A 12,065-nucleotide genomic window follows, 5' to 3' on the forward strand; every position below is an offset into this window, starting at 1 on the left:
TTCGCGGGCAAGCCTCGCTCCTACAGGAGCAAGGCTTGCCCGCGATGAACCCAACTCGGTCTGCCTGCCTACCTGATCGTTCCCACGCTCCGCGTGGTAACGCATCCCGTGACGCTCCGCGTCACCGCCCCAACGCCGAACTCAAGCCTTAGGCTTAGCCTTGCGCGGCTTCAAATACTTGGTCAACCCCTGGAACCAGATCACTAGCGCCGGGTTGCCCTTGATCTGAATCGACTTGTCCTGAATCCCCGTCATAAACGCCAACTGCTTGTTCTTCGCCTGCATCGTGGCAAAGCCATACGCCGCGTCTTTGAACGCAATCGCAAACGCCGGCTCGGCATACACGCCGGACTTACTGGTGATGCGCTGATCTTTCACAAAGAAATGCCGCGCCACTTTCCCGTCCAGGGTCTGTAGTTGAAACACCAACTCCTTGTCACCCAACTGCTGTTGAAACGCAGGATTAGTCCGACTGGCCTTACCCATCAACAAACCCAGCATCCACAGAAGAAAACGAAATTTCATGCGTGCAGCCTCAAAAGGAAAATGAACGGCTGGCGGAGTGTAGCGAGTTTGGGGGATAACGACACTATCGGGTTCTGTTAGAAGAAGATGTAGCGCTTTTTGACGCCAATGACCGCCAAGTCACGCTAATTGTCGGACAAACCAAATCCGTCCAGGAACTGACGAAGGCTGCGATTTTTTGATCTTTATGTTCTCTAAATCGCAAAGTCCGAAACCTCACTGAGCATCCAACATTTCCCAAGCACAAATCGATACTCCACCAAGTAGTCGGTGTCCGGTTTATTCAAAATGGCTGTGGCTCTATTCCGGCTCTGCCCCTTGACGCTTAACGTCAGGCCTTCAGCCTCTCGGTAAGCTCGATGAGGCATGAGCGGGTATTTGATCTGCTTATCTTCCAGCGCTCGCTTCTCTATTCGCGGCTCGGGCTCAGCATCCACCGTCGTTACAAACTGAAGAGGCCGCTGAACAAACGCCCTCTGGACGGCAGCGCTTTCCGCAAACGCGGTGAGGAATGCATTGAAATCAGTGGATGGACAGGAAACCCCGAATTCATCAGGCGCTATCCCATCCAAATAAGTCGAGCGCTCCAGACTCATCCTGGCAATGCAGGTATTGATCACGACGACAGATACCCCTACGCCGGGTTCAATATCCGTGGCTTCGAGCGGGCAATTGGTGTCCCGCAATTTGATCCAGGCACGCTGTGAGTCTCGGGCCATGGTCTTGAATAACTCCCCTTGCTGGGGGTCACGCCTTTGCTGAGACTCAAACCGCTCCATCAGTTTCTTGTAGCTGGCATTCAGCTTCAAATCAGCAGACTTGCGAGCAATCTCCACACATTGGTTAACCTGCATGCTTGTGGTGATTTCTTTGCAATCGTCTTCAGCCGATGCGATGGAAATCGAAAGAAGCCCAATGCAAAGTGCTACGCAACGACTAATAGTTTTCAATTGGCCCCTCCTTAATTTAGAGATCAATTGGATGCATATTGCGCAGTGCGCCGGTCGTGGCAATAGAGCCAGAACAGCGGCGGCAGCAATGTCAGCATCGCGAATGCATCGATCCATAGGTTTAACCAGAGCTGCGTTGTCAGGGAAAACCACATGTCCTGCGGCGCCCAAAGCACGATCCCTGCGATCAACCAGCCCCACGCCATCGGAGTTTTGAGCCGACTGCCGATGCGCACGAGGGCGAGCATGTAGAGGGAATAGCTTTGCAAGGTCGCGCCAAAAACGGCGAGCCACCAGAGTTGTTGTTCACGGGCGGCGCTGGGTACGGCGTCGGCGGCCCAAAAGGCTTGCTCGATGATTTGCAGATAGCCGCCGATCAGGCCCGAATGGCCGGCCCAGGTGAGGACGATGCTGACGAACAGATGCACCAGCGCTGCGGCATAGAGCCACGCGATCAGGGCTTTGCGAAAGGTGTTCCGGGGGACTGGCATTCCGTGTCCTGGGGGCTTCCTTGAGTGGAGGCAAGTCTAAAGGGTTTGTGGGCGAATGGCCGTTGGCGAGTTGAAATAAATCCGCGATTTATCTGAAGGAAAACGTCGACTTGTAGGAGCCGCCGCAGGCTGCGATCTTTTGACCTTAATGCCCGCAAACCTCTCGGACATTTCCTTCAAGACGTCGGGCTGTTCGTGAACTAGGCGAGGTTTGCGTTCACCGATAACCTCTTCTCGTCATCGCACAAAACGGTGACGCGGACGTGCAAGTCCGGCCCAGGTACACAATCGATTATGGCAATTCATCGAGCGTTTTCTTATGCTCGCGAATCGTTATGGCGGCTGTGCGTCGGAGATCTTCGGGTCTGCCGGGTTCCTGGACCGGTCTTGCACACCAACGCACAGCTGCCACCTCTTTCGAAGTGCAAAGCGAAACGGTGTCAGTCTCTTAAATTCCAGGAGATGCATCTATGATCAAGCACACACCGAATCCACCCGACGACTTATCCACATCCCCCTACGAATCCCTCGATTCGAAAAAACTCCACGAAGCCGCCGAACGCGCCCTCGACTACCACCTCGGCCCGAAACCCGACGCGAAACCCAAATCCAAGCCTCGCAAAGGCGCCCTATTCACCGCATCACACGACCTCCATGCCGAAACCCTCCTGGCCAATGCGTCCGAAGACTTGCTGTCCATCAGCGCCATTGCTGCGGACCTGGCAGACGACGTGGAAGGCACCCGTCGCTCAGTAGCCTTGGGGCTGAGTCGACTGGCGGATGGGGTGCATTTGTTGGTAGAGCGAGCGCTGGATCAAATTGATTCTCCTGATCCGGGAGCGCATCGGGCTTAGGCGTAGAAAAAACGAAGGGGACTTAATGTCCCCTTCTTCGATGTTTATATGCACAGCAAATTTACAGGCAGTGACTGGGCTTTAGGGAAAATGTGACGGATTTATTAATCGATATATACGGGATAACCTATCTCACAAATAAATCCGCCCCTTTTTGCCTAATAAACCATCAGACTGTTGAGACATCAATCCTTGATACGCAATAACTTGGAGGAAACCCACCCTGCAGTTTTAGTTTTCCCTGAATAAATTATTTTGTAATAAAGGCCATCGTCACCGTGGGAAAAGTCGCTCAACGTTACTTCGTCGCCATCTACTAAATAGGCCTTGCGCTGGACAAATTTCGAGTCATCATTTTTGTTGGACAGATAGGCTTTTGCGGAAACTATCACTGCTCTCACTGGCTCGGAAGTGTTTTCCTTGACTATTGAGAGTCGGAGCAAGACAACTCATTGCATTCCTGTTTCCTTTCTAATTTTTCGGCAAACTGCTCACGTTTTTCGCAGGCATAATAGTCTTTTGCCTTTCGGGAAAAGCACAACTTATCGTTATGAGTAACGGGGCCATCATTATAATTACTACTTATTTCATCACCGACGAACTCGGGATTGGTTATCATGTGGACAGCTGAAGCTTTATATTTACCAGCCCCCTCATTAAAAACAAAAAGAGAGAAGCTTTCATTCACGTCATTTTCGGCATATTTAATAGCCATAACACAGACATCAGAACTGACATTCGAACCAAAAAATATCGGTAGTTCTTCCGATTGCTCATCCAAACCGAGACTGTAGGTTTCGCCGGATTCTTTAACGATACTGACGCGATCGTCTTTTAGCCGGACTTTATTATTTGAGCCAACGCAGCTAGTCGGCAAAGCAAGTTCGCTTTCCGGTTTGATAACGATATTTTTAAATATCTGCATGTGCCGCGTTAGAAAAAAAAGCCACACCTACAAAAAAAAGCTAAAAACGCTTTCATTTCAGTTCTCCTTTGATTTTTTTGAAGAGCCTTTGCCTTTCTGCAAGATGGTTATCACCACCGTTCACAACCTTTGTTATTTTCTTAACAACTTCATCGTCTATTTGCTCAACCGTCATACCACCCTGCGCATTTAGTTCCTGATAGTATCGATCAATTTTCTTATTCAGGTTTTCACCTTTAAAAATTGTCCAGAACCAAAAAGACACATTGACAGTATGCTCAATGCTTTGAGAAATGATTTCTGGATTTGCGACACAATCGATACCGGTGTGCTCCTTATATTTCTCGTAAGCGCTTTTCCAAGTAATTTGAATCAAGCCTTTACCTTTATATTTAGGCCCATCTCCTATCGTGGTGTTGCCTGACTCCATGATTTGGTGATGCCGTTTACAAGTTCGGCTGGTCGCCCCTTGAGTGACGCAAACGCTTGCCGGATGCACACTCAGGTCGTAATCATTACCGCTTGAATATTCCTTTGTGGTTCTGAAGCTGTCACTTTCATGATAACACTGCGTCAAAAAGTGCATTTTATAGATACATTTATCGAATCTATTAACGGTAAACGCGGCATTCAGCAGACTTATAAATTTTGCGGATCGACGTTATAAGCGTCGCAATTTGCTGGCATATTCTGCCCCGTAAACAACGATGCGCTACCAAAAATACTTTTAAAATTAGTTGTATTCAGTTCACAACATCCCGCCCCCGACAAATTATCGACAAAAGCGATGGGATGAAAATGCCAAATCAAACTGGAACTGATTGCTGCTTTCCCCGTAAGCTCATCCCAAAAAACATAGCTGCTAATACGCTCCTTTTCATGCTTCAACGTTTTCGGAGACGTTTCCAATAACTGATCTAATTTGCTCCACTTCGCAGAGTCCGCTTTGTCCTTCCACTCGGTTGGATGATGAGCGATCAGCTTCGACCAACGTGATCGTGTTTCAGCGTTTTTTAACGCCAACGCGAGTTCAGCAGAATCGACATTTCCGTCGTGGTTGGTATCAATTTTCGCGAACAAATCTTTGAAAAACTGCGGCATATCTTCGGGATCAAGGAAACCGTCCGCCGTAGCGTTTGTTTCTTCAACAATCTGGAACCCGAGTTTTTCCCAGTCGTGCTGGGTAATGATTTTTGCGCCTACTTTTTTCACCAGCCCACTGACCGGTTGACCGTCGTCAGTGACGCTGACGTTGTACCAGTCTTCAGTACCAACCTTAATTACCGGAGCCTTAGAAAAGGGGACAGATTTATCTATGGGATAGTCGAATCTTCTATAGATCAATAAATCTGCCCCTACTCTCTCTTTTTTATTCTAGATAACAGAAGATAACCCGACCCATCTAACCAAGCTTTTACCATTGCTCATTTTATACAAAACTTTCAAAAAACCAGACTTATATTCTTCAACCTTGACCACATCACCTTTAATCAAATAGCTTTTGGTTTTTGAATTTTCTGTGGAATCAGAATATAAGAACGCTTTCTCTACGTTTATTTTTAAGTCCGCCGTGCTCCCCTTAAGCGTTAAAGAATTCTTATCAAAAATCTCAGAAATGTTGATGTTCGAAAAATTTAAAGATCCTGGAGCCCATGACTCATTAATCAAAGTAAGAATATTCACTTCACCATCACTTCCAAAAGAGCGAAGCCGCAACTCCTTCGTTGCATTATCGAAATATAGCACTCCTGTAGCAAGCACCAAATTAACTACATCTACACCATTAGGGTAGTCCCATAAAAGTTGATACGTACCGCTTTTCAGCTTAGAAACATCGGGTAAATTTATACCATTACGAGCGTCATCAAGATTTAATAACTTTTCATTCGATGATATCAATTTACTACCCGAGCCATCTATTGAATAAAAACTTAATACTGCCGCATCATTTACCGATGGAGATTCATAAACGCAAGCAAACTCTGACCCCAGACTAAACTGATGAAACAGCACGGAACTAGGAGGAATTGCTTTTTTGCAATCGTCAGAAGCCTGAACATCAAAACAGAACAGAAAAAAAGCCAAAAAAACACTAAAATACTTCATCACCAATTCGCCTTCAGCTGGTCATATGCATTGGAAATATTAATATCATAACCAATTTGGTTTTCACCATTGTATTTTTTAGCAATAGTTAGCCAATTTTTCTGCCTCATAGGTTCCAGCATATTTTTTTCTTTCGTCAGGAATATTTTAAAGTATTGCAGATGCTGTAATGCGCAATAATTTTGCGCTTCCACCAACTCATCTGAGCTTTTATAGAGACGAGCAAAATACTCACCCATCACTTGGAATTTCCCCCAAGAACATGACTTGATTGCTACTTCTTTATCTATTTCACTAGCACGGACTAATCTTTCATATTGGGCCTGCTCAGAACCATATGAATATCCAGATTGATATCTATGAACTATTTTTCGGAAAAAGGTGACAGATTTATTTATCGACTTTAATCTACGCTGCGCCCCTTCCACACCGGACCTATTAAGAAAAGCTGTCATTCAAGTTCAATTCAACCGCTCCTGAATTCGTGTTGGAACCTTTCCTCCAGCCCCTTTTTTTAACATCGCATTCCGATAGGCACTATAAAATGACTTAGCTTCATCATGTTTACCCAAAGCCCAAAGAGAGTCTGCTACGTTTAGTTTCAATGGCACTCTATCAGGAGCCAAGTTCAATAATTTATTATAAACCTGCATTGCCAATAGATGCTCACCGCCTTCGGCAAAATAAAATCCGAAATCATTGAACTCAGAAATATTTTTCTCGGGCGGATAGCATGCCATATAAGAGGGAATCCCCATGAACATCCAGTTCTTTAGCGAGCTAGAGCGGGAGTCACCCGCAGGCAAGCGCGAAACATTTTTGATTAACTGGTTCGGCGGCACGTCTTTTTGAGATGAATCAAGAATCCCACCAGTTGCAACTTTCCATTTTTGCCCCTGCCAAGTTCCGTCACATTGGAACGCCGAGCCAACGTCCGTCACACAACCATTCTCCAACGAGACAGCATCACAATGTGCTTGCTCGGAGTTAATTTTGTTACCTTGTTCGTCAACTACTTCCCCAGAGTCCACACGCAACATCATCACATATTTTTTATCAGGCGATAATTTACCTGTATCTGCAGCAACGGTACTTATACCTGATGGTGGCATAGTGCTTGGAAGATTATATAGTTTAAATGTCGTACTTGAACCTTTATATTCTATATCAGACCAACCCGCATGTGTTTCGTCCCAATTCCTGAACTGCAACGTCGTGCCGTTGTAGCCATGTACATCAACAGGACCTTCATCTGCATGACAGGGTAGAGTTAGCATACAAACAACCAATGGAACCAAAAAATATTTAAACATTTAGAGACGCCGTAGGGATCCGGTGACGAATTTATCGTAAAAATAAATTCGCCCCTTTACACCAGAGACAGCATCAACAACAGAAGAAGATAACAGAAACACAAAAAGAAATTTCATATAAAACTCCAATAAAAAAGAGGGCGACTCTATTACCCTCGAGCACATAGAACTTCAGTCCCCCTCTTTCCCGCAGATGATTACTCTGATTCTCCTTCGTATTTTTGAGTTTCAGAATTGAATTTCCAAACATGAGGAGTCATCAACGCCTCTTTACCTTTCTGTTGAATGCTCCCGTTCGAATTTCGTTTATAGGAGTAAATTTTTATGTCCTTAAATTTATTACCACTGCTGCCTGAATCTAGAACTTCCACCTTTGCAAAGTAGTCACTACCTACCAGTTTAAGATAGCCATGACACTGAAGCAAAAAGCTATAAACTTTGTCTCCGCTCGATCCGACACCAGTAGATGCTTCGTAAATAAAATCGTCATTATTGTCACCATTCAGATCTCCGGCATAAACAATTCGACCATGATCTGTAATAAATTCTGTAGTACTTACTGTCGCAAGAACTTTCGTTTTACTACTGCCTGACTTCCAGTCTGTTATAAAACTTTTGGAATCCGTGTCAGAATTACAAACCTCACCTTCAGCTGACCACACCAAAGTTGAAAACAAGCTAAATAAAAGCAGAAAATATTTCATATTTATACATCCATAATAAAGGTATTTCGCCCGGATCTTGCCGCGCCCTGCGGAAGGTTAGACCCATAGACAATCGCGTTAGTGATAGTATCATTTAATGCAGCTAGTTTATTTAGAATGCCAGTTGTCAGAGCAATTTCATGTGCATCCCCCCAACTAGCCACAGGTAGCGACCAGTTTATTTGAGATGACGAGTCAATCACAGCTTGAATAACTGGAACTACACGGGATGCTCCGCTAACAACATGGGCAGGACGATAAACATGCCAACGAAGTAAAATTGCCATTGCTTTTTCAGATGTAAACACTGCACCCAAAGTGCTGCTAACCTCATGACCGGCAACTCTAAATTTTACTTCCTTCTCTTTAATTTTGATCACCCGGAGTTTCGCCATTTCCCACATGGCCGTCCTATATCCTTCTATAGTTCGTCCAGCCATGCTAAATCTATAGTGCCAGTGCCAAGTTTTCAAATAATGCGCACCTTCCTTTGTCTTAGGTAGGTCTTCAAAATCAGTTTCAGTGCTGAGTTTTACCCATGAGTTAAACGTACGTACACCGGCTGAGTACATTTTACTGTCGCCCCATTGGAGCACTGTATCCAAACCAAACTGTCCGAACGCTTTAATGAAAGCTTCTGAATTAGTACTTTTCACATAAGCGATAAATCCAGGGAGCTCCCCATCGTCGTACTCAGTGCTATAGACACCCATCGTCCAATGACACGGTCCGGCCGATATAAGTGCGTTATCCCATGCGTTTAATACGTCAAATCGACCATAGCATTCAGCCTCAGCGACCACTCGCACCGTACGATATGTTGAAAGTTTTGCACTATTAGCTTCGGATGGGTTATAAGGCGCCCCAAGTACGTTGACAACCGACATTTCAGCTTCCGGTGACCAACTATGCTTCAATGCAGTATTAGGCCCCCCAAACGCACCTGATTGGTAGTATCCAAGCGTTTGATATTCAGACTGAATTCGGGAAACTGGATATGTATAGTAGCTTGTAAAGTCTCTAACAAAAATTCTAGGAGCACCACTTGTAAAGCTATCGTGCGCCCATAAATTGCACCCCAAATTAGCCAAGGTGGTTCGAACCCCAGCCGGAGTATTATTCCAAGCCTCAATTACCACTGGACATCTATAATCATTATCCAACCAGTACTCAATGGCAGCTCTTGTCTGTTCATTCACGACGCCGCTGATTGGACCAGCATAGATGGCCGAATTGGCCACAGATTGAAGGCTATCGACATAATAACTAACCGGCCCCGCACTAGTTCCGGTTACGGCTGGAGCCTTGCCTGACTTTGCGACAATTGATGCTGAACTATCATAATAAACATCAATATTATTCACCTTTACTGGCGAACCGCTCGCATCTAATAACAGCTGCCCTTTTTTATCTTCTCTGACTCGTGCGACCTGAGCCATGGAGGCATAAATCTGAAACTCTCTGACTGCCCACGCCGTACGACCTCCAAACCCACCATCAGGCTTGCCTACAATAGAAAAACCAAGCGTAATCAAATCCTCCTGAAGTTTTCTCACATGTTCAGGTACAGCAAGTACAGCACTACTACCCAGAAATGCGGCTGCAGTTTCGGCATTAATTACCGTTAACACTGGATTATTGTTGCCGGCCCATCGTGGCGGTGTGTTCTGCGCAGCTTTTCCATCGTGGTCGCCACGAAGGAGGTCAAAATTTCCATAAATCATCACTTACTCCCTCACGCAATGTGCTGCTCTTGCAGGCGCTTAATATCAGTAGCTGCTAGATAATCTTTGTCTGTCACGTCGCAGGATCGATGGAAGCACCTGGCAGCGTACTTGGTTTTCGGGCCATTCTCGCCATCGATTTTTCCGTTGTAGAACCCAAGGTTTTTCAATCGGGATTGAAGCCCCTTAACATCCGACGCCTCCGATTGCGTACTTAAATCGAGCTCCCATACCCAGGGCTGAGACCCTGATCCAAATGGGTAAAACGTAAGCTTTCCTTTTTTCGCACTCGGTGGGACTGGCTGATCTATGTAGCCCTCGGCAGATGTCGTGCCCTTATAAGTAACTCCATCTACTTCCAGTAAGTAGGGCTGGCCCGAAATCCCTTTTTTCTCGTACGGGCGCGTCATTTGAATCCGGAAACTCTTTTGAGAAGTCTCTTTTAGCTGGTTACTAGGCGCATTCCCCAACGCCTGATCCATCAAACTCCCCGCCTTATCCTGATCCGCAGCCCCCGGCAGCACCGGCGGTTTAATCCCAATCCCCGTCCCACTCCCAGCCGACCCACCCGCATTAATTTTGATCACCGGCCCAACAACGGTAATCCCACCAGCATCCAGCTTGATAAAACTCCCACCCGCCTTAACGGTGAGCTCCATCCCAGCCTCAATAACAATCTTGTCCCCAGCCTTCAGATGTATCTCCTGCCCCACACTCGTCAACTGCGCAGTCCCCAGCTTCACATGCTGGTTCTGCCCAATCGTCAGGTGGTCGTCCATCCGCACTTCACTCTTGCGATCGGCAATCGTGGTGCGATGTTCTTCGGCTTTCAGCTCGGTGTAAGTGTTCTTCTCCACGGTGTCGTGGCGTTCATTCCCGACGCGAATCTTCTGGTCGTGCTCAATGTTTTCATCCCAATCCCGCTGGGCGTGGATGAAGATTTGTTCCGCGCCTTTCTTGTCTTCAATCCGCAGTTCATTGAACCCGCCGCCCCCCGGTGAGCTGAGGGTTTTGAACACGGTGCGGGTTTTGTTGGCCGGCAGTTCGTAGGGAACCTGGTTTTCCTTGTGGTACAGGCAACCGGTGACCAGTGGCTGATCGGGGTCGCCTTCGAGGAAGGTGACGAGGACTTCCATGCCGATGCGTGGGATGGCGATGGCGCCGTAGCGGTCGCCGGCCCAGCTGCTGGAGACGCGCATCCAGCAGCTGGTTTTGTCGTCGGCCAGGCCTTCGCGGTCCCAGTGGAATTGGACTTTGATGCGGCCGTATTGGTCGCAGTGGATTTCTTCGCCCTTGGGGCCGGTGACCATGGCGGTCTGGCTGCCGAGGACGCGGGGTTTTGGGTGTTCCAGGGCTGGGCGGTAGAACACGGCCCATGGCGTGGCGAGGAAGCGGTTGCGGTAGCCCTGGTGGAAGTCGTCTTTTTTGTTGGTGGTGTCGCTGGGCACCGATTCTTCCAGCACTTGCGGCTGTTTGCCTTCGTGGAAGATTTCGGTGAGCAGCCAGAGGTCGTTCCACTCGGTGCGTGGGTGGTCGGAGATTTCGAGGAAATGGCCACTCACCAAACGCGTCTGATCGCCCCGGCCTTCGGCTTGCTGGTAGTCGGCGCGGTGGCGTTCGAGCGCACGCTGGCTGAGGAATTTGCCGCGCGCGCGGTCGATGAAGCGGCCTGGGTAGTCGTAGTCTTCGAGGTCCGGCTCGGTGCTTTCACCGTCGGGTTTGTACGCTGCTTCGAGTTGCAGGCGTGGCTTCTCAAAATCGTAGTCGCGACGGGTGACGCGGCCGGTGCGGGTTTCCAGGCGCAGCTTGAAGCCTTTGATCACTGGCTCGTCGGCGACCAGGCCGCTGCCTTGCACGTACGCGGTGGGTTGGCCGAGTTTCGGGAAGACTGTTTGGTCGTCGCCGAATACCAACAGGTGAGCTTTTTCGCTGTGCTGGAAGTGGTAGTGAATGCCTTCTTCTTCGCACAGGCGCTGGACGAAGTGCAGGTCGGTTTCGTCGTATTGCACGCAGTAGTCGCGGTCCGGACAGGTTTCGCTGAGCTGGAAGCTGTAGGCGTTGCCCTTGATGCCGTGTTCGTCGAGGATCAGCGCGATGATTTTCGGCGCCGACATCTGTTGGTAGATGCGCTGGTTGGTGCGGTGCTGCAGGTATTGCAGTTGCGGCACCAGGGAGATTTTGTAGCGGGTCAGGCGTTTGCCGGCATCGCCCTGGGCCACGCGGTAGATCTGGCCGTGGATGCCGGAGCCTTGCGGGTCGAGGGCGAGGAACGCCTGTTTGTGCAGGAGTTTTTCCAGGTCCAGGTCCGGGTTTTCGCTGACCAGTTCAATGTCGAAGCGATACGGCTGGCTGATGCCTTCGGTGCCGGTGAACGACAGCACTTGCAGGTCGCCGACGTAGTCTTCAACGGTCAGGCTGAAGTGGGTTTCGTTAGCTGGGTTGAACATGGCTAGCTCCCTGTTCGGTAGTCATC

General features: G+C 48.1%; 13 protein-coding genes and 1 pseudogene. 1 reads left to right on the top strand and 13 read right to left on the bottom strand.

The window, feature by feature from the left end; translation table 11 throughout:
- Nucleotides 1-141: 141 nt before the first annotated feature.
- From BK667_RS10255 to BK667_RS10265, 3 genes are all read right to left on the bottom strand, one after another.
- The gene (locus tag BK667_RS10255; protein ID WP_123408677.1) at nt 142-525 is read right to left on the bottom strand and encodes a helicase; all 384 of its coding nucleotides are present in this window, start codon (nt 523-525) and stop codon (nt 142-144) included.
- Nucleotides 526-719: 194 nt separating this feature from the next.
- Entirely contained in the window at nt 720-1,475 is a 756-nt protein-coding gene (locus BK667_RS33520) for a lysozyme inhibitor LprI family protein (protein WP_259697987.1), read from the bottom strand.
- A gap of 23 nt (nt 1,476-1,498) precedes the next feature.
- Nucleotides 1,499-1,966 (bottom strand): cell division protein, encoded by a 468-nt coding sequence (locus BK667_RS10265; protein WP_123597519.1) that lies wholly within the window; start codon nt 1,964-1,966, stop codon nt 1,499-1,501.
- A gap of 470 nt (nt 1,967-2,436) precedes the next feature.
- On the opposite strand from BK667_RS10265, the gene BK667_RS10270 reads away from it, so the two are divergent.
- Nucleotides 2,437-2,820 (top strand): DUF6124 family protein, encoded by a 384-nt coding sequence (locus BK667_RS10270; protein ID WP_123597520.1) that lies wholly within the window; start codon nt 2,437-2,439, stop codon nt 2,818-2,820.
- Nucleotides 2,821-3,244: 424 nt separating this feature from the next.
- On the opposite strand, the gene BK667_RS10275 is transcribed toward BK667_RS10270, so the two are convergent.
- The 10 genes and pseudogenes from BK667_RS10275 to BK667_RS10310 form a co-directional block, all read right to left on the bottom strand.
- On the bottom strand, nt 3,245-3,745 hold the full coding sequence (locus tag BK667_RS10275) for a hypothetical protein (protein ID WP_123597521.1): 501 nt from the start codon (nt 3,743-3,745) through the stop codon (nt 3,245-3,247).
- Nucleotides 3,746-3,797: 52 nt separating this feature from the next.
- Nucleotides 3,798-4,331, bottom strand: a complete 534-nt coding sequence (locus BK667_RS10280; protein WP_123597522.1) for a glycoside hydrolase family 19 protein — start codon at nt 4,329-4,331, stop codon at nt 3,798-3,800.
- 53 nt (nt 4,332-4,384) lie between these two features.
- On the bottom strand, nt 4,385-5,089 hold the full coding sequence (locus BK667_RS10285; RefSeq protein WP_259697988.1) for an EF-hand domain-containing protein: 705 nt from the start codon (nt 5,087-5,089) through the stop codon (nt 4,385-4,387).
- 30 nt (nt 5,090-5,119) lie between these two features.
- The gene (locus BK667_RS33035; protein ID WP_148060131.1) at nt 5,120-5,851 is read right to left on the bottom strand and encodes a hypothetical protein; all 732 of its coding nucleotides are present in this window, start codon (nt 5,849-5,851) and stop codon (nt 5,120-5,122) included.
- The gene (locus tag BK667_RS10290; protein WP_123597523.1) at nt 5,851-6,306 is read right to left on the bottom strand and encodes an N-acetylmuramidase domain-containing protein; all 456 of its coding nucleotides are present in this window, start codon (nt 6,304-6,306) and stop codon (nt 5,851-5,853) included. The genes BK667_RS33035 and BK667_RS10290 overlap by 1 nt, the downstream gene beginning before the upstream one ends.
- 6 nt (nt 6,307-6,312) lie before the next feature.
- A complete protein-coding gene (locus tag BK667_RS10295; protein WP_123597524.1) occupies nt 6,313-7,164 on the bottom strand; it encodes a tetratricopeptide repeat protein in 852 nt (283 codons plus the stop codon).
- 197 nt (nt 7,165-7,361) lie between these two features.
- The gene (locus tag BK667_RS10300) at nt 7,362-7,868 is read right to left on the bottom strand and encodes a hypothetical protein (protein WP_259697989.1); all 507 of its coding nucleotides are present in this window, start codon (nt 7,866-7,868) and stop codon (nt 7,362-7,364) included.
- A 2-nt stretch (nt 7,869-7,870) separates the two neighbouring features.
- Nucleotides 7,871-9,592 carry a peptidoglycan-binding domain-containing protein gene (locus BK667_RS10305; RefSeq protein ID WP_123597525.1) on the bottom strand — a complete coding sequence of 574 codons (1,722 nt, stop codon included), beginning with the start codon at nt 9,590-9,592 and terminating at the stop codon, nt 7,871-7,873.
- Between the two features lie 11 nt (nt 9,593-9,603).
- Entirely contained in the window at nt 9,604-10,002 is a 399-nt protein-coding gene (locus tag BK667_RS33940; RefSeq protein ID WP_375539169.1) for a peptidoglycan-binding domain-containing protein, read from the bottom strand.
- A 30-nt stretch (nt 10,003-10,032) separates the two neighbouring features.
- Nucleotides 10,033-12,039 (bottom strand): annotated as a pseudogene (locus BK667_RS10310) (type VI secretion system Vgr family protein); the annotation flags it as partial.
- Nucleotides 12,040-12,065: the final 26 nt, after the last annotated feature.

Origin of the sequence: Pseudomonas frederiksbergensis (genome assembly GCF_003732705.1) — a bacterium.
Taxonomy (GTDB): Bacteria; Pseudomonadota; Gammaproteobacteria; order Pseudomonadales; family Pseudomonadaceae; genus Aquipseudomonas; species Aquipseudomonas frederiksbergensis_F.